The following is a 19,266-nucleotide window of genomic DNA, read 5'->3' as shown; positions in this document are numbered from 1 at the left end:
TGATGAAATCAAATATTTAAGAAAGTAATTGCCACTAAGTGTGATTTAATTAGTGAGCATGAGGTAAATAAGTTATGGCTAATTTAATTACAATATTTGGATCAACTGGTAACTTGATGTACAAAAAGCTCTTTCCAGCACTTACTGCATTAGGTAAGCAAGGGCATTTGGATGAAAAAACTAAAATTTTATGTATAGGTCGTGCTGACTTTGATACGGATAGTTATATAAAAGACGCTAAAGAACAATTAGGTAAATTAGATATTTCACCTATCGAATCGTTCATCATTTATGTGAAGATGGATATTACTAATTTAGATGACTATAATAAAATCAAAGATTATATTCAAAAAAATGGAAAAACATTAGATCATATTTTCTATTTAGCCACACCACCCGATTTATTTCCTACTATTGCTAAAGGCGTAAGTCAAGCAAAGTTGATTGAAAAAGGTGATGAATCTAGTCGCATAGTATTTGAAAAACCTTTTGGGGAAGATTTAAAATCTGCCCATGCAATTAATAAAGAATTATGGGAATATTTTGACGAGTCACAGATTTATAGAATTGATCATTATTTAGGAAAAGAAATGATACAAAATATCTTAGTTATGCGATTTGCGAATCGTGTGTTTGAAAATAATTGGAGTAACGAAGCAATAAAAAGTATATCGATTATAGCAAAAGAAGAAGAAACGGTAATGTCTAGAGGAAACTATTACGATAAAGTAGGTGCCTTAAAAGATATGGTACAAAGTCATCTAATGCAAATGGCGGCTCTTACTTTAATGAATGAACCAGAAAGCTTTGACGCAAATGGTATTAGAGCAGAAAAAGTAAAAGTGCTAGAACAATTAAAAGTTGATAAGAAAGATATCGTTTTAGGACAATATGAGGGTTATTTAGATGAAAAAAACATTCCGAAATCATCTAATACAGAAACATTCGTCTTTTTTAAAGCTACTGTAGACAATCACCGATGGAAAAACGTCCCAATATATTTTTTAACAGGGAAAAACCTAGATGATAAGCGCTCAGAAATTATCATTGAATTTAAATCAAATACGCATAGTAAAAAACTATGGGATACGCATTTACCACACAACAAGTTAATTATAAAAGTGTCCCCTGAAGAAGGGATTTATTTCCAACTAAATGTAAAATCTGCGGGGTTAACAGATGAGATTAATCCAGTACCTCTAGATTATTGTCATAATTGTAATATCCTAACAAATAGTCCAGAAGCCTATGAAAGATTATTACTTGATCTAGTAAATAAAAATGCGACATTGTTTACGAGATGGGATGAAATCGAAACCTCATGGAAAGTAATTGATGAGATCAAAAAATATGACCAAAAATGTTACGTCTATAAAAATTACAAAGATATAGTAAAAACCATTAAAGCAGTAACAAAGGAGGCACTTTATGATTTATGATATTAGTGTAAGTATAAATGAAGACATGATGGTTTATAAAAATCGTGAAGCTAAAAAACCAGTATTTACTCAATCAGCATCTTTTAAAGAAAACGGCGTTTATGAAACAGATATTAAAATGAACTTACACACTGGGACACACATTGATTTTCCGCTGCACACCTTAGAAAACGGAAAAACCTCACAAGATCACGCCTTAGAACCATTTATTGGAGAAGCAACCGTCTTTGATCTATCCCATGTGAATGATGGGATTACAGAAGCGGACTTAACCGCCTTAGATATTCAAAAAAATGATTTTGTATTATTTAAAACAAAAAACAGTTTTGAAGAGGCGTTTAATTTCGAGTTTATCTACGTAAAACTTGATGCGGCTAAGTACTTAGTAAGTAAAGGCATAAGAGGGGTTGGAATTGATGCTTTAGGGATAGAACGCAATCAACCAAATCATCCAACTCATGATACCTTATTGAAAAATGATATAGTTATATTAGAAGGTATTAAACTAGATAAAGTTTCAGAAGGCACGTATCACTTTATATGTTTACCACTTAAAATAGATAATGTTGAGGCTTTACCAGTTAGAGCAGTGTTAATTGATAAATCAAACGTTTAACGAAAAGTTAAACGTTTTTTTTATGGTTCTAATGTATTCTACTAATAGAATAGAGCAATCATGCTATAATAATTAAAAAGGTGATGATTATATGGCAATATTTAAGGAACTTTTAGATGAACTAAAACAAGTAACTTCAGGCAAAACATTAGATGCATTGTTGCCGCCTTTTTTGTTTGTGATATTTAATGCATTATTCGAGTTAAATATCGCTGCAATTGTTGCAGTAAGTGTTGCGTTTATTATTGTATTATTTCGTGTCTTAACTAAGAAAAAAAGTGTCTATGCGTTTTTCGGATTCTTCACTGTTGTATTTGCGGCATCACTTGCTTATATTGCTCAAAACGCAACCAATTATTTTCTACCTGGAATAATAGGAAGTTTTGTATTGTTTATAGTTGCTTTAATCAGTTTAATTTTTAGAAAACCGATGGCTGCTTATGCGAGTCATTTAACTAGGGGTTGGCAAATAGAATGGTTTTGGAGAAAAGATGTTATACCAGCTTATATGGAAGTAACTGTTTTATGGGCTTTATTTTTCTTATTTAGACTTGTGATTCAAGGTGTACTATATCTTCAGGATGATGTGGTTAGGTTAGTTTGGATGAACACACTATTAGGGTTTCCGGTCACGATACTTGTACTGATTACGAGTTATGTGTACGGTATTTGGCGATTAAGAAAACTTGGAGGCCCTGGAGTTGATGAATTTATTGAAGGAAAAAATCCCCCTTGGAAAGGACAAACAAGAGGGTTTTAATAGGAGGTAAAAAATGGCATATTTAGTAATAGGGATTATTGTGGGTATTTATTTACTAGAATTAGGGTTATCATTGCTTAATAATGGGCAAAAGAACCAACCGATTCCAGCGGTGGTATCGGATGTTTATGACGAGGATGCTTATAAAAATTGGCGTGCTTATCAAGCAGAAGTATTTAAAATTCAGTTTTCATCTAGAACACTTAGCGTCTTATTAATCATTGTATTTTTATTAACAGGAGTTTTTGGGTTATTTGAAGAAGTATCAAGAAACATATCTGAAAGCACAATTCTTCAAACACTTATTTTTATTGGGTTTTATATGGGGATATTCTTTGTATTAAATATCCCAATCAAATATTACTTTCAGTTTGTGATTGAAGAAAAATACGGATTTAATAAAACTACCATCAAAACGTTTTTACTAGATCAACTAAAAGCATTACTTTTAACGGTGGTTTTATTAGGAGGAATTATCGCTTTATTAAATTCAGTCTATTTAAGATTTGATGATAATTTACTGACATTTATTGGCTTATCATGGCTTATATTAATGACAGTGTTATTGGTATTTGCTTATTTAAACACACGTGTATTTGTAAAAATATTTAACAAATTAACACCACTTGAAGATGGTGATTTAAAAACTAAAATTGAAACGTTAGTTAAGGAAATCGGGTTTAAAGTTAGAGGAATTTATATAATGGATGCCTCAAAACGTTCAACAAAACTTAATGCGTTTTTCTCAGGCTTTGGTAAAAATAAAGAAATTGTATTATTTGATACATTAGTTGATAAATTAAATGATGAGGAAATATTAGCAGTACTTGCGCATGAATTTGGTCACGCAGTGCATAAAGATGTCACTAAAATTATGGTTCAACAAGCCGTTATATTTGCAATATTCGGTGCGATGATTACTGCAATTCTTTTATGGAATGACTTAGCAACGACCTTTGGATTAACTGAAATGACCTTTGGATTTGCGTTAATTATGTTAATGGTACTATTTTCTCCATTGAATTTTATATTAGGCATTGGAGCGAACTATTTAAGTAGAAAAGCAGAATATAAAGCAGACGCATTTAGTGGTAAATATGTTGATAAAAAACATATGGTGTCTGCACTTAAAGGACTTGCTAAAGAAAACTATTCAGATTTAAATCCGCATAAGTGGTATGCATTTGTTTATTATTCTCATCCAGAGATGGCACTTAGAATAAATGCAATACTAAAAAACTAAAGAAGGTGTCTATATGAAAGTCGCAAAGATTATTTCGTTATTAGGATTTTTAAGTATGTTCGGCGTTTTAATTTACGGATTTACAGTGGGAGACTTTAGTGAAGATGGTGGTCTCATCTTAAGTAATCCTTGGGGTATTGTTTCACTAGTGGATTTATATGTAGGATTCGCACTATTTTCATTGTGGATTGTCTTTAGAGAAAAAAACATTGTATATAGTATCATCTGGGTCATCCTTATGATGATATTTGGCTTCTTTACAGGGGCCATTTACACACTTTATGCCCTGCATACTTCAAAGGGTAGTTGGTTAACACTATTTTTAGGAAGTAGAAAAGACGCCATTCTTAAACAAGAATTCCCTAAACACACTGAATAACTCAGTGTGTTTTTTAATTTATGCATTTTGTAAGTTATTTAAGGGAATAGGTTACACAAGGCTGAAGCGTTTACATTAAAGGATGGCTGTGCTATAATTTTTTCGTTATTTAAAAGGAGTGAAATAAATGAAGAAGATTTTTCTATTAACATTATTAACCATCCTTAGTATTTCATTAGTTGGATGTTTTAGAAATAATGAAGAAGCAGTGGACTTAAGCAAAGTATTTCCTCATCATGAAAATTACTATCAATTGTTTGTAAGAAGTTTTGCGGATAGTAATGGTGATGGGGTTGGTGATTTCAACGGCATAACAGAGAACTTAGATTATTTTGAAGCCTTAGGTATTGAAGGAATTTGGTTAATGCCTATTCATCCAACCAATTCAAAACATGGGTATGATGTCCTAGATTTTTACGGCGTTAATCCTGAGTATGGAACCATGGAGGACTTTGAAAATTTACTAGATGAAGCCAATGAGCGTGGAATTAAAATTATTATAGATTATGTTTTAAATCATACATCGAATCAACATCCTTGGTTTTTAGCGTTTAGAAATGGTGAAGCACCCTATGATCAGTTTTATAGAAGAATCCCTTCGACTGATACTCGTGTAAATGCTACAGGTTCTTGGGGACAAACGATATGGCATCGTTTAGATACAAGTCACTATTATGCAGGATACTTTGGTGGATATATGCCTGATTTAAACTGGCATTCACCCGTTGTCCAAGAAGAGATGACTAAGATTGCACACTTTTGGTTAGAAAAAGGCGTTTCTGGATTTAGATTAGATGCCGCTTTACACATTCATGGTAAAGGAGAAATTCCTGCTAGTTCATCCCCACTTGATGAAACGTTATTTGCGCTTGCTTTATGGGAGTTTCAAGTTAAAGAAGCTTATCCCGATGCATTTATCGTAGGAGAAGTTTGGGATAGTTTTTCTATGTATGCAAACTTCTTTGATTCCATGGATTCTGTATTTCATTTTGAGTTTTCAGATTTAGTAATTAATTCTGTCAATTCTAATGGAAACTTTCAATACGTAGATAATGTTGTGCGTTGGGAAAACTTAGCTAAAGCACGTCAAGGAAATGCAGTTTTATCAACATTCTTAAGAAACCATGATCAAGATCGTTTAGCCTCACAACTAGGGAATGACCCTAGAAGATTACGCTTAGCTGCAGAAATGCTTATTGCAGCACCAGGAACCCCGTTTTTATATTATGGTGAAGAATTAGGTGTACTAGGTACCCGCAGTGGAACGGCCCCAATTTGGGATGAATCTGTACGATTACCAATGTTATTTGAAAATGAATATAAAGCAACTTGGCCTATGGATGATTGGGGTTATCAAGACAATTTCAATACTAATGTTGATGGGATTCAAACTCAAATGACAGATGAGGCATCGTTATTTAACATCTATAGCAGAATGCTTCACTTAAGACAATCTTCAATTGCCTTAAGATATGGAACTGCAGTGGCTTATGAACTTAATAATAGCCAGTTACAAGGGTTTTACCGTGTTCTAGATTATGATGAGTTTAACCGTGAGATTATCTTAGTATTACATAATTTAGGAAATAACGATATTATGGTAGAAGAAACTGGAGAAATTTTATATTATACGTTATTTGATTTTGATGGTATTTTAGCACCAAAATCTACAGTTATTATACGCTTACCTGATGCCCGTATTGGGAGTGTACTAACTAATGAATAACGGGAAAAAAGTACGTTTTTTTGACCTGTTTTCATACCCTATATATAAACAAGATAGAGTGTTTGATTTATTTAAAATTCCGTTTTATCAGTTTATTATTTACTTTTTAATCATAAACTTATTTATGTTGCTACCACTTAGCATATCAGTCATATATATGCGTGATATTGATTATGGTCGATTCGGAATGGATTTTCATGAAAATATCCCTGCATGGTTGCCAGATGATTTACCGAATGACTGTCGTATTTTAAATCAAGAGTTATATTGTGAAACAAATGAGGTCTTCGAATATGAAATTACTAATCGGGACCAAACATACAAGGTATTTTTAAATGTCAGTGATAATGTTAGTGATGCCTATTTAAACGAAGAACTAGGGACTTACGCAATCATATTACAAGAATCTAGAATTGTGATTAACTTAGATGAAGGACAACGTTTTGTACTTACATATAGCGGGTTTGAACCAATAGACTTTGCAGAGATTAAGCAGTTAGATCAAGAAGAAGCGGCTTATTTGTTCTTTGATGGATTATATCGTAGTTTACAACCGTTTATGATTTTACCCTTGTTACTATATTCAGTAGGTGGCATGATTTTACTTAACGCATTATATATCGTCATTATTGCAGGTGCAGCGATGATCTTCAAACTATCAGTAACTCCGTTTTTGACGTATAAGAACATGTTAAAACTATTTATTTTAGCAGCAACAGTTCCAGCGATTGTAAACTTCTCTTTAGGGGTGTTTGGACTCAGTCCATTTACTTCAATTGTCTTTAATTTCTTGACTCCTGTAATCGCATTGGTCTTTTACCGAAAAAACGATGTTAGATTATTAGAAAATAAAATGTAAGACTTTTCAAAAACACTCATTTATTGGGTGTTTTTTTTCTTTTCTTTATATAATAGTAAACATGAAACCGCTTGCAGTTGTTACATAGGCAATTAGTATTGAATATTTTTTAATTACTATGGTATTCTACATTTGTACAATATAATAGTTTTCTAAATATATGGGAGGAAATTTAATGAAGAAATTATTTAATATTGGTTTAATTTTTACCTTTGTGTTTGTATTATTTTCAGCGTTTAACACGCCTGTTTTTGCAGAAGAAATCGTACAACGTAAAGTAATCGTGCATTATCATCGCTATGATGGTGTGTATGGAGATACTAACCTATGGACATGGGGAACAGGAACTGACGGTAGTGAAGCACCTATCGCTCAAGCTGGACTTAGTGATTTCGGAATGACTTTCGAAATTTTAATAGGTGATGATGCAGATGGATCAATCGGATTAATTATTCGTAAAGCCGATGCTTGGGATCCTCAACCAGATGACCGTGACGGTATCGTAGTTGATGGAGAAGTTCCAAATAAGTCAATCACTATTAAATCTGGTGATGATTTTGACGGATTTGATGAAAATGGTGAAAAACATGTTTTCGTTTTTGAAGGACAAAATCATGTAATGTACCAAAGAGAAGAGTGGGGACCACTTAACGAAGATTTTGGAACACTTTCTGTTATTTACTTTAATCCAACTGGTGAGTACAACGGATGGCGTGCTCATGTTTGGGGTACAGGAACTGACGGTACAGGTGGAGATGTATTCCCAGCTGGACGTTTAGGAATTGACGGAGAAGAAAATGAATTATTCCGTGTTTGGCATTTCCAAATTGCTGCAAACGCAGATGATAACATGGGATTTATCATGAAAGATGCAGATTGGAACAAACAATGTGCAGATGACATTAACATTGATATTTCTGACATTAAAGGTTCGGGACATAAAGTTGTTTATTATCAAGCTGGAGCATGTGATGTTACTACAGACTCTTACTTTGATACTATCGACTTAACTAATTTTGTTGTTGAAGAGCCAGAAGTAGAAGTTGAACCAGAAGAACCACCGCGTAAAGTAATCGTTCATTATCATCGTTGGGATGGTAATTACACTACTGAAAACATCTGGACATGGGATACAGGTACAGGTGGAAGTGAAGCACCTATTGAAAGAAGTGGTATGAGTGATTTCGGTGCAACATTTGAAATCAACATCGCTGATAATGCAGCTTCTGAAATAGGATTTATCTTACGTTATAGCGGTGCTTGGGGCGATGGAAACAACGACCGTGATGGTTGGATTCCTGCTGATGGCGGAGACAAACCAAACCGTGCTATCGTCATTAAAGAAGATGGAGAATTCGTCGGATTTGATGAAAATGGTGAAAAACATGTATTTGTATTTGAAGGATCTAATGAAATCGTTTATCAAGACGAAAACTTTGGACCTCTACGTGAAGGTTTCGGAACATTAACAGTTGTTTATTTCGATCCGACTCAAGAATATGAAAATTGGAATGTTTGGAACTGGGGAACTGGTGGAACTGAAGCAGGTGACCAATTTGGCGGTTCTGGTGTACCATTCTCAGCAACTATCGGTGTTGATGGTATGACTATTGGAGACCCAGTATTTAAAGCCGTTCATTTCTCAATTGCACCTGATGCATCTGATGATATGGGATTCATTGTTAGAACTGATGCTTGGGACAAACAATGTGGTGACGATTTATTTATCGACATTTCTGATATTAAAGGGTCAGGATTTAAAACAGTATTCTATATTGCAGGAACATGTGAATTTATTGAAGATTTCGTAACATTCGAAGCAACTGCAAACGCATTTGAAATCGAAAGTTTATCTGTAATTGGTGTTCAATCATTTACATTAAAATTCAACAAACCTGTACGTGTTGCCAACGAAGAAGGATCAATTTTTGATGCTGAGTGGTTTACATTAACAGATAAAAATGGAAACGTAGTTGCAATTGAAAATATTAACTATATTTCAGGAGCAAATAACGTCGAAGAGTTCACTTTATTCTTAACTGAAGCGGTACAATTATCTGGTGGAAATTCACCATATACTGTTACATTCTCTAGAGAAGAAGGGGAAGAATTAACTTTTGAATTCTCACTTCCTTCAACACCACCAACAATTTCAATAATCGGTGGAACTAACATAACACTTCAAGTTGGAGATACATATTCATTACCAGCATTCTCTGCAACTGAATTTGTTAACGGAGAAAATGTGCCTTTATTTAATGTAAGTATTAAAGAGGGACACGGATATTTACACACTGGTATTCCAGGAACATATGAAATTATTATTATTGCAGTAGACAGATATAATAACGTTGCCGAAAGAACCATTACCATCACTGTTGAAGGTGAAGAATCTGGTATGGGCGCTTTAGGAATCGCATTAATCTATGTAAGTATTGCAGTTCCTGTATTAGCTGGTGGTACGGTAGCATTCTTAAAAATGCGCCGTGGAGCCTAGGGAGGTAAAACTATGACAATATTTAAAAGAATAGCACTTCTAACAACTTTAGTTTTAGTAGCATTTACTACCATAGCATGTGCTCAACAAGTTGAAGGAACAGAATATAACTTTGATCAAGACCAAGTAAGTGTTGAAACCATTAGAGTATGGTTAGATGACGACTCTTACGCAAATGCTTTAATTGCAGCATTTGAAGCAGCAAACCCGGGTATCAAAGTAATTTATGAACAAGTTGGAGCTGTTGATGTACGTCAACGTTTAGAGTTATATGGTGGATCACCTGCAGCAGCAGATGTTGTAGTATTCCCACATGACCATATTGGACAAGCATTAAACTCTAACCTTTTATACGAAATTACCGGTTCACTTGCAACAAGTTTACAAACACGCATGATTAGTAGTGCAATCGAAACTGCTACTGCATGTTATGATCAAGTAAACAATCGTGTTATCGAGTGTACTGGCGATGCGCAAAGTTTCTTATTTGGTGCACCTTTATCAGGTGAATCAGTAGCAATGTTCTATAATAAAACTTTATTAGAAGAATTAACTGGATCACCTCTACCAGCTGCTACGTTCGAAGAAATTATTGCACATGCAGCAACATATGCAACTGAACTTGAAGCATTAGAATCAATTATGATTGGACTAGACGTTGGAAATGCATACGATATGCACTTTGCAGCTACGGCATTCGGATTTAAATTATTCGGAGACGATCATTTAGATAAGTATTCACCTAACCTTGGATCACAAGAGATGATTGATGCATTAACTTGGTTAAACGGTACTGTTAAACCAGCATTACGTAACTTTGATGCAGGAGACTTACATGGTGATGCGAACAAAACTAAATTCTTAAATGGTGTATTACCTTACATGATTACAGGACCTTGGAATATTGCTGACTTTATTGATGCAGGAGAATTAAATGACTTCGAATTCGGTGTAACTCAAATTCCTACAATCAACGGTCAACAACCAGTTACTTTCTCTGGTGTACAAATGGCGGCTGTTTATAGAGGAACAAGAAATCCTGAAGCAGCATTTAAATTCTTAGAGTTCATGACTTCTACTGAAGGATTAGAAATTATGTATTCTACAACATTTAAATTACCTGCACTTGTTGATGTTTCTGTTGTTGAAGGTGTATCAGATGACGAATACCTAAGTGGAATTAGTGCACAAATGGTTTATTCACATCCAATGCCAATTATTCCTGAAATGGGATACTTCTGGAGTAACGCAGGAAGTATGTACTCTCAAGCATGGAACGGAACAAGAACACCAGAACAAGCAGCAACTGTTGCAAATAATGGATACTTAGAACAAGCAGGATTGGTTGATTAATAAATAGCATTATTGAGTATTTTTTAGGCCATGGAGTAATTCATGGCCTAATCTCAATAATAGAAAGGATTTATTTTTATGAATATGGATAAGATCATTCCAATATTAAAAGGTATTGCCTCAGGACTTGTTTGGGGCTTAGGACAAGTATTTAACCGACAATGGTTCAAAGGACTGTTCTTTTTTGTATTTTTCGCGATATTCATGCTTGTCGAGTTTGTAATCACAGGTTCATATACTCAAGAGTTTAGTATTTACGATAAGATGCCTGGTAGAGATATGACTGTTGAAACCTCTAGAGGATACATGCAAGATTATTACTACAGTTATCAACAGGGAATCTACCAAGAAACACGTTTTTTATACTATGTAGCGGAATTAAACAATTTAGAATTTGACGAAAATGATGGGATTTTTATGGATCCTGCCAGCGGACAATTAGTAGCACCTGAAAGTAGACGTGTCGTCTTTAATCCATCAGATTTATACAATTATCTCGGTATGCGTTTAAGAGAAATTGATGATGAATTTGATTTATCTGATGAATTAGAACCAATCGCAGAGCAACTTGCCATTGATGAAATCATGATTTTAACAAGTCGTCGTATACGTGAAGAAGCAGAACGTGCATTACCTATGCTTGAAAACTATGATGAAATGTTAACTGATCGCATCACGGTCATTGCGATAGAAGAAATGACGGCTGCTGAATTAGATCCTAATGATCAAGAAGCATTAGATGCTTATATTGCAGCAAACTTTACACGTTTAAGAACATTGTCACGTACCCAGTTAATTGATGAATATGCAGCTGAAATATACGACGATGTTTTTCAATCAAATTACGATTATGTTTATAGATTATATTACAATAACTTTTATTTAGAATTTCTGAAGAACCTTTATGGAACTGAATACTTAAAATTTGAAGACATTAACGCTTTTAAAACCTCACTACAAGCAGGGGTAAATACTAATAGAGATAGTTATAATGCAGATGCATATAACAAAATGCTCGTTAATCTTTACTTTAGTTATGATTTAGAAGTTTATGAGAGAAACCTTGAACAATTTGATAATTTCTTCCATGAACGTGCAGGATTCTTTGTAAAAGGATTATGGAGTATTGCAACTCTTGGAGAAGTCCCACAACGTGTTATTTTTCAACACCGTGTATTTGATTTCTTCTTACCTACTGCAGGAGCACGTACATTCGAAGGTAGAAATATTGTTATTACAGGGCATCATTCGACTCAATTATTATTACGTGGGATTATCTCAACATTACTAATGCTTTATTTTGCTGTGATTATGACATGGAGTATTAGAGATGCTTATATTACAGCTAAAAAGCGAAGAAATAATGAAGAGGTTTTATCTGAGGTAGATTACTTCAAACATGTCTATGAAGAAGCGTTTGAATATATAGTTTTATTACCAGCTTTAATGGTAATTACGTTTATATCAATCATGCCAATTTTATTTGGTATGTTAGTCGCATTTACAAATTATAATAATGAACACATTCCGCCAGGTCAACTAATCAGTTGGGTAGGACTTGAGAACTTTAGATTAATTTTTACTTTAGGACGTAGTGGCGGAATGCCATTTGGTGAAGTATTCTTCCGCGTATTATGGTGGACATTAATCTGGGCAGTCTTCTCAACAATCACATGTTTCTTTGGTGGTTTCTTCCAAGCAATCATATTAAACAATAAAAATGTTGCATGGCGAAAAATCTGGCGTGGAATTCTTATATTACCTTGGGCAATTCCAGCATTAATTTCACAAATGGTCTTTAGAGTTATGTTTGCAGATCGTGGATATATTAACACGGTATTAAGTAGAACATGGGTTTATGATTTCTTGCGAGAACATGGCATGTTAGGTCGATCATTTGCAGAAGCTGGGACCGGTATTGATAGACTTTTATACTTTGGAAATGAACATATCCAATGGATTACAAATGAAGCCAATCCATGGTTTGTGCGTATTTTCTTAATTGTATTAAACATTTGGTTAGGATTCCCATTCTTTATGGCACTTATGAGTGGGGTTATGACAAGTATCGATAAATCACTATATGAAGCGGCATCAATTGATGGAGCTACAGGATTCCAACAATTTAAATTTATTACAATGCCACTAGTATTACTTGCAACAAGTCCACTATTAATCATGACATTTGCAGGAAACTTTAATAACTTCGGGGTTATTTACTTCATCACAGGTGGTGGACCAGGTGGAGACTTTACAACCGCCTTTGCAGGGCAAACGGATATCTTAATCTCGTGGATTTATAAGTTGACAACGGACGATAATATTCGTTGGTATTCAATGGCAAGTGTATTTAGTATCTTAATTTTCTTAATCATTGGTACATTATCAGCTTGGAACTTTACGCGTACACGTGCATTTAAGGAGGTTGATTAATCATGTCAACAATCTTTATAATATTAATCATCTTATATTTTATACTTGTACACCAAAGTTTTACTGTACAACTTGCAAAACATAAAGGTGCAAGAAATGAACTTTATTATGGTGCTTTAGGAATGATTCCTGGATTTGGGATTTTTATGGCACTCAATCATAAAAACGAAAAAGACGGCGCTACAAAAAAAGCCATTGATTACGTCTTTAGACCGGGTAATATCGTTGGAACTCTAGCGGTATATGCAGAATTATTAATCCTAGCTGTAATTGTTATTATTCCAGTTATTTACATCATAGGAACTTCTCTTAACCCAACAACTGGTATGCCAAATACGATTTGGCCAGAGAATCCTTCATTAAGGAATTACCGATTCTTAATTTCAGGATCTGGAACATTCGCAGGTAGAGAAGTTACAACACAGTTTACTAGATGGTATTGGAATACATTACAAATCGCTTTCTTTACCATGATTTTTGCGGTCTTATTTATTACAGGAACAGCGTATGTATTTGCCCGCTACAAATTCAAGGGTAAAAAAGCTGGATTAATGACTATTTTAGTTTTACAAATGTTTCCAAGTTTCTTAGCACTTATAGCAATTTTCACACTATTTGATACATTTAACTTACTTGATAAACCACTCGCACTTGTTATTATTTACACAGCTGGTGGGATACCATTTAATGTTTGGTTAATTAAAGGGTACTTATCAGGTATTCCGAAAGAACTGGATGAATCCGCTCGGATTGACGGAGCGAACAAACTCCAAATATTCTTCAAAATTATATTACCACTCTCTGTACCAATAATTAGTTTCGTAGCGGTTACGCAGTTTATGGGACCTTGGATGGATTATATCTTACCAAGTTTCGTCATTCGTTCAGAAGAAAACTGGACACTTGCGGTAGGGATATTCGCGTTTATCAATGATATTCAGCGTCAAAACTACCCAGCCTTCGCAGCCGCTGCCCTTATGGTTGCTGTACCGATTACTGTGCTTTACATTACCTTCCAGCGTTTCTTAATTGAAGGAATCACTGCAGGGGCAAACAAAGGGTAAAATAAAAATTCCTACTTGATTGAAAGTAGGAATTTTTTTATTTTTTAATTACATAATAACTGTATTTTGATAAGAAATTAGGTAGTGAACTTTCAGTCCCTAACAATAACGTACCGTTTTTAAAGTCATCAGGAATGGTTAAAGAAGTTTCTTTATCTTGATTGTTTAAAATATATAACAAATCGTTTTTTTGGTATATCAGCAAACCATCTAATTCGGCAGTATGCCATTTAAAATCAACAGTCTTAAAACTTTCTTCAGATTGTCTTAGAGTAATTAAGGCTTTGATAAATGATTTTAATGGATGGGTATGACTCTTTTCATCCCAAGGCATGCAGCGTCTATTATCAGGATCATGTGCACCGATTAAACCAATCTCTCCGCCGTAGAAGATACTTGGTGAACCTGGAAATGAAAATAAGAATAAATAGACTAATTTAACCACATCAATATTGTAATTGCAAATGTGTGTTATGCGAGAAGTGTCATGTGAATCCACGAGGTTATACATTGCTTCTAAAACGTTTTTCGGATAATCAGTTAATACTTTGTTGATACGTTCTTTAAACTGCTTAGAAGTGATTTTTGGGAAGTCTTCTTGGAACCCGAAAAACTGCCAAATAGGAAATAGTATTTCATAGTTCATTACGGCATCAAATTGATCACCTTTTAACCATGGATTTGAATTATCCCAGTTTTCTCCAACAATATAAGCATCAGGCTTTGCATTTTTAACAACCGTTTTAAATGCTCTCCAAAAAGCATGAGGAATTTCATTACTCACATCTAGTCGCCAACCGTCTATATCATAGTTTTTTATCCAGTATTCGCTAATATCGAGTAGTTCTTTTTTAAGTGGTTCATGCATGGTATTAAGTTTTGGCATAAATGGTGTGAATGCGAATGTTCTGTAGTTAATTACACTGACATCTTCAAATAGTTTTCTTAAATGTTTTCTCGGTGTTTTTAAAAGGTCTTTGTAATCAATAGGTAAAAGTGGCTTATTTTCATCTATAATGTAAAAATAGTCATAATAAGGAGATTTTTTACCATTTTCTAATACATCTAAAAAGTAAGGATGTTTTAAACCACAATGATTAAATACAGCATCTAACATCACTTTCATATTTAGCGAATGGGCTTTTTCTACTAACTTTTTAAAGTCTTCGTTGGTTCCGAAGCTAGGGTCTATTCTGTAATAGTCAATCGTATCATACTTGTGACTAGCACTTGCGTGGAAAATTGGCGTTAAGTAAAGACCTGTAAACCCTATATCACTTAAATATTCAAGTTTTTCCGTGATGCCTTTTAAGTCACCACCAAAAAGTAAATCATTACTATATTCATCCGTTTTACCCCATGGTAAAATATTGGGCTTATCGACATCAGTATTCCCGTTATTAAAACGCTCTGGAAAAATGGAATACCAAACTTGGTCTTTTACCCAGGTAGGGGCTTTAAATAGATCTTCTTCATTTAAAAAAGGAAAGTTAAAATAATTGAATAAGTTAAAACGTAAACCTTTATGTTCATGTAAATCCACAACTTCTTTAGCACCATAAAGGTACTGATTATCTAGTATAAATGCATATTTCACACGTTTATACTCTGGTTTAATGGCAATGAAATAAAAATCATAAAACTCTGTTTCATAATCTTTTTCCATTAATATGCCATCTTCATAAGGTGACCAGGCATAACGATCTGTATCTTTACCTTTTTTGTATAGAAATGGATCCCCAAAAATTAATTTAACATCACTTGTTAACCCTTTTTTTGTTCGTAATCTAATGTGAACGGTATCTTTATCATACAAATAAGCATATTGAGACTTTGGTTCGTGATGAATCATATCAAAGTGCATAAAATCCCTCATTTCTTTATAAAACCTTAGCTTCAAGCTAAGGTTTTATTGTTATTATCCTCGTTTTTTAAGTAAGAAGAATGTAGTACCTGCAGCGGCTAAACCAACAACAGATCCAACACTAATTAAAATAATTGCACCAGTTGATAATCCACTTGGGACGTCTTCATCTGGAATGATTGGCCAAACGGCACCATCAGCTAAACGGTAGAGTACTACAGATTCGTTCGGACGTAGTTCTAAGTTTCCAGACACAACTTCAATTGTCTCAAGTCCAGCTTGATCTTTATTAACGACCATGTTCCATTCAAGACCAAGTAAATCAATATAACGAATTGCCGTTGAATTATTATGGGCAACAAGTGTATATTCCCATGCTGAATCTTCATCAGTAATTAAATAACTAATGAGGCCTGGTTGATTTGGAGTAATTAAGAAATCGATGTTATTTCTAACTTCTTCAGCGGTTTCATAACTGAAAACATTAATGTTTCTTCTTATAGCAATTAAACCTTTGTAGTAGTTAAATACGTCATTATGTTCTACTTTCCAGTTCCAATCGATTTGGTTGGTCGCATCAGGTGAGCGATATGAGTTATGATCATACCCACCAGTACATTCACCTTGAGCTTCTCCACCAATAGTAACACAAGGTTTCGTTCTCATCATTTCTACACCACCATGTAAAAATGGTACACCTTGACTAGTTAATATAATTGCATTTGCTTGTTTTTGCATATCTTTTATTTGGTTAAATGATGTGCCTGTATTTGCAGATAACATGAGTTTATCATGTAATGTGTTATTGTCATGTGCAGTTACATAGTTAATTGCTTGATAAGGTTGTTGTGCCCAAGACCCTTTTGGTAAAGACGCTTGAGAGACATGATTATGATAAACCCCACCAACAATACCTAACATAACACGGTTCATAACTTGAGTTGTTTGAATGCCTTGAACAAAGCCTCTATCAGTAGCGTTAAATACACTTCCTTTAATTCCGTCACGAGTATCATCGTTAAATACACCGATACCAGGTAAACGATCTAAGTTAGAGTTATAAGCAGCTTCTGAGGCAGGAAGATTACTTCCACCAGCATCCCATGGTTCACCGTAAATTAAGATTGTAGGATCGATTTCATGTAAGGCTTCTTGTATCATTTGCATCGTAGTAACATCATGGAGTTTCATTAAGTCAAATCGATACCCACTAATATTATATTCTTCTGTCCAAAATACTAGTGAATCAACCATGAACTTACGGAACATGTGGTTTTCACTCTTTGTTTCATTACCGGTTCCTGATCCATTACTAAATGAGCCATCTTCATTAAATCTAAAGTAATAACCTGGAACGATTTTTTCAAAGTTTGAATCCCCACTTGTTGCGGTGTGGTTATAAACAACATCTAATACAACACGGATACCATTTTCATGGAAAGTTTGTACTAATGTTTTAAACTCTTCAATACGTGTTTCACCGTTATATGGATCTGTAGCATAAGAACCTTCTAAAGTATTAAAATGTAACGTCATGTAACCCCAGTTAAAGATGGTATCTTGTCTACCTGAATAATTAGGGTCATTTATACGACGCTCATCAATGGCCATACCAATATCATGTACTGGTAGCAATTGAACATGTGTAATGCCTAAATCTACGAAATGATCAAAACCAGTTTTAACCCCTTGGTAACGTGTTCCCAGTTCTGCGAATCCTAAATATTTACCACGCCATTCTTCAGTACCATTCCATGATTCATGGCTGGTATAATCGCGAATGTGAGCTTCATAAATAATTGATTGGTTAAAGTGGCTAATGTTTTGTGGACGTTCTCCATAAACCCAACCTTCCGGATTTAAACGAGAAAAGTCTACAACCATACCACGTTCTCCGTTAATACCTGCAGAACGTGTATAAGGATCAACAACATCTTCATGAGTAATACTTCCGTTAGTAACATTATAAGTATAGTATTTGCCATGCAAATCGCCATCTACTGTTACTTGCCAAACCCCTTGTCCAACATACTCTAAATCATGGGTTGCATACGGTGTATCTTCACCAGTTACATCGTTATAATCTACATCATCACCATGATGTCCATAATTATATAAGTTTAGTGAAACAGCACTTGATATTGGTGCCCACAGTTTAAATGTGGTAGAAGTACTAGTATATATTGCACCGAGTTCACCGTCGTAAGCGAATTGCTCATTAAATGCTTCAGACTCATAAACGCCACGTAGTCCTATACTATATGATTTAGCTGGACCATCCCCAAAATCAACTTCAATACGGTGTGTTTTAGCTAAATCTATGTTTTGCGCTAATTCAACCGTACCATTAAATCCTGACATCGAAAAATTATCAATTTCAAGAACAGTTTCATCAGCGAAAACAGTAATATCATCTATTGTTAAGTCAGATTTACTTGACTGAAAACGAATTGTATTCGTGTCTAAAAAATCAACTTGCATAAAACGATGTGTTAAATCGAGTTCTTCTATTCCGTAATATACTGTTGGGTCTTGACTCACTAAGAATACCTCTACTACACCATTTTCATCTGGATTTGTTAAATCAATAAATAAGTCGATAGCAACATCTTTTGCCCATGACCCAGTACGAATGATAACACCGACTCTCGTTGAACCTTCAACATGGCTTCCTTCCAGGTCTAAAACAAGTTGTCTTGAACCTGTATCATCGTTATAACCTGTAAAATTGACATTTTGCCCATCACCAGGTGTTGGACGATTACTCCATAACCACACACTCCATCCAGTATAATTTCCATCAAATCTGTGGTAGTTAATAATTAATGTTTCTGCGGGTGTTTCTGCTTTTATTGTCGTATTAATTGATAAAAATAACGTCATTAAAAACATAAATGAAATAACACTTAGCTTAAATACTCTTTTCATATCATAATACCTCCTTAAAATACGACATTATTATAGCATGAAAACCCTTTACTTTTTTTAAATAGTGGTGTGATAACGATTACTTATTTTAGTTAAAGTATTTCT

The 19,266-nt window shown here is 34.2% G+C and carries 13 protein-coding genes; 11 read left to right on the top strand and 2 right to left on the bottom strand.

The features are described 5' to 3' along the window. The first annotated feature begins 74 nt into the window (after nucleotides 1–74). From zwf to ACHAJD_RS08150, 11 genes are all read left to right on the top strand, one after another. Nucleotides 75–1,439 (top strand): glucose-6-phosphate dehydrogenase, encoded by a 1,365-nt coding sequence (gene zwf / locus ACHAJD_RS08200; protein WP_435585378.1) that lies wholly within the window; start codon nucleotides 75–77, stop codon nucleotides 1,437–1,439. Further along, on the top strand, nucleotides 1,429–2,055 hold the full coding sequence (locus tag ACHAJD_RS08195) for a cyclase family protein (RefSeq protein WP_435585377.1): 627 nt from the start codon (nucleotides 1,429–1,431) through the stop codon (nucleotides 2,053–2,055). Before zwf ends, ACHAJD_RS08195 begins: the two co-directional genes overlap by 11 nt. Before the next feature lie 91 nt (nucleotides 2,056–2,146). Further along, nucleotides 2,147–2,815 (top strand): DUF3159 domain-containing protein, encoded by a 669-nt coding sequence (locus ACHAJD_RS08190; protein WP_435585376.1) that lies wholly within the window; start codon nucleotides 2,147–2,149, stop codon nucleotides 2,813–2,815. 13 nt (nucleotides 2,816–2,828) lie between these two features. Next, on the top strand, nucleotides 2,829–4,058 hold the full coding sequence (locus ACHAJD_RS08185; RefSeq protein WP_435585375.1) for a M48 family metallopeptidase: 1,230 nt from the start codon (nucleotides 2,829–2,831) through the stop codon (nucleotides 4,056–4,058). Nucleotides 4,059–4,071: 13 nt separating this feature from the next. After that, nucleotides 4,072–4,437, top strand: coding sequence for a DUF1475 family protein (locus tag ACHAJD_RS08180; protein ID WP_435585374.1), 366 nt, complete (start codon nucleotides 4,072–4,074; stop codon nucleotides 4,435–4,437). A 127-nt stretch (nucleotides 4,438–4,564) separates the two neighbouring features. Then, nucleotides 4,565–6,163 carry an alpha-amylase family glycosyl hydrolase gene (locus tag ACHAJD_RS08175; RefSeq protein ID WP_435585373.1) on the top strand — a complete coding sequence of 533 codons (1,599 nt, stop codon included), beginning with the start codon at nucleotides 4,565–4,567 and terminating at the stop codon, nucleotides 6,161–6,163. After that, nucleotides 6,156–7,022: a DUF1189 family protein gene (locus tag ACHAJD_RS08170; protein ID WP_435585372.1), complete on the top strand. Its 867-nt coding sequence runs from the start codon at nucleotides 6,156–6,158 to the stop codon at nucleotides 7,020–7,022. The genes ACHAJD_RS08175 and ACHAJD_RS08170 overlap by 8 nt, the downstream gene beginning before the upstream one ends. 175 nt (nucleotides 7,023–7,197) lie before the next feature. Beyond that, a complete protein-coding gene (locus ACHAJD_RS08165; RefSeq protein WP_435585371.1) occupies nucleotides 7,198–9,519 on the top strand; it encodes a pullulanase-associated domain-containing protein in 2,322 nt (773 codons plus the stop codon). A 12-nt stretch (nucleotides 9,520–9,531) separates the two neighbouring features. Beyond that, a complete protein-coding gene (locus tag ACHAJD_RS08160; RefSeq protein WP_435585370.1) occupies nucleotides 9,532–10,872 on the top strand; it encodes an extracellular solute-binding protein in 1,341 nt (446 codons plus the stop codon). A 78-nt stretch (nucleotides 10,873–10,950) separates the two neighbouring features. After that, a complete protein-coding gene (locus ACHAJD_RS08155; protein ID WP_435585369.1) occupies nucleotides 10,951–13,305 on the top strand; it encodes a carbohydrate ABC transporter permease in 2,355 nt (784 codons plus the stop codon). 2 nt (nucleotides 13,306–13,307) lie between these two features. Continuing rightward, nucleotides 13,308–14,369, top strand: a complete 1,062-nt coding sequence (locus tag ACHAJD_RS08150; RefSeq protein ID WP_435585368.1) for a sugar ABC transporter permease — start codon at nucleotides 13,308–13,310, stop codon at nucleotides 14,367–14,369. 37 nt (nucleotides 14,370–14,406) lie between these two features. Here ACHAJD_RS08150 and ACHAJD_RS08145 read toward each other — a convergent pair whose 3' ends face one another. Both ACHAJD_RS08145 and pulA read right to left on the bottom strand, forming a co-directional pair. Next, a complete protein-coding gene (locus tag ACHAJD_RS08145; protein ID WP_435585367.1) occupies nucleotides 14,407–16,233 on the bottom strand; it encodes a glycoside hydrolase family 13 protein in 1,827 nt (608 codons plus the stop codon). Between the two features lie 54 nt (nucleotides 16,234–16,287). After that, on the bottom strand, nucleotides 16,288–19,161 hold the full coding sequence (gene pulA, locus ACHAJD_RS08140; RefSeq protein ID WP_435585366.1) for a type I pullulanase: 2,874 nt from the start codon (nucleotides 19,159–19,161) through the stop codon (nucleotides 16,288–16,290). Nucleotides 19,162–19,266 lie beyond the last annotated feature (105 nt).

The sequence above is a fragment of the Liberiplasma polymorphum genome (assembly GCF_043951795.1).
In the GTDB taxonomy this organism is placed as follows: domain Bacteria; phylum Bacillota_I; class Bacilli_A; order Izemoplasmatales; family Izemoplasmataceae; genus Liberiplasma; species Liberiplasma polymorphum.
Note: the sequence above shows the minus strand (reverse complement) of the source record. Positions and strands in the feature narration are given on the sequence as shown.

Bases quoted from the DNA above. Each gene is read 5' to 3' on its own strand.
- zwf (WP_435585378.1), top strand. From the start codon at position 75: ATGGCTAATTTAATTACAATATTTGGATCAACTGGTAACTTGATGTAC.
- ACHAJD_RS08195 (WP_435585377.1), top strand. From the start codon at position 1,429: ATGATTTATGATATTAGTGTAAGTATAAATGAAGACATGATGGTTTAT.
- ACHAJD_RS08190 (WP_435585376.1), top strand. From the start codon at position 2,147: ATGGCAATATTTAAGGAACTTTTAGATGAACTAAAACAAGTAACTTCA.
- ACHAJD_RS08185 (WP_435585375.1), top strand. From the start codon at position 2,829: ATGGCATATTTAGTAATAGGGATTATTGTGGGTATTTATTTACTAGAA.
- ACHAJD_RS08180 (WP_435585374.1), top strand. From the start codon at position 4,072: ATGAAAGTCGCAAAGATTATTTCGTTATTAGGATTTTTAAGTATGTTC.
- ACHAJD_RS08175 (WP_435585373.1), top strand. From the start codon at position 4,565: ATGAAGAAGATTTTTCTATTAACATTATTAACCATCCTTAGTATTTCA.
- ACHAJD_RS08170 (WP_435585372.1), top strand. From the start codon at position 6,156: ATGAATAACGGGAAAAAAGTACGTTTTTTTGACCTGTTTTCATACCCT.
- ACHAJD_RS08165 (WP_435585371.1), top strand. From the start codon at position 7,198: ATGAAGAAATTATTTAATATTGGTTTAATTTTTACCTTTGTGTTTGTA.
- ACHAJD_RS08160 (WP_435585370.1), top strand. From the start codon at position 9,532: ATGACAATATTTAAAAGAATAGCACTTCTAACAACTTTAGTTTTAGTA.
- ACHAJD_RS08155 (WP_435585369.1), top strand. From the start codon at position 10,951: ATGAATATGGATAAGATCATTCCAATATTAAAAGGTATTGCCTCAGGA.
- ACHAJD_RS08150 (WP_435585368.1), top strand. From the start codon at position 13,308: ATGTCAACAATCTTTATAATATTAATCATCTTATATTTTATACTTGTA.
- ACHAJD_RS08145 (WP_435585367.1), bottom strand. From the start codon at position 16,233: ATGCACTTTGATATGATTCATCACGAACCAAAGTCTCAATATGCTTAT.
- pulA (WP_435585366.1), bottom strand. From the start codon at position 19,161: ATGAAAAGAGTATTTAAGCTAAGTGTTATTTCATTTATGTTTTTAATG.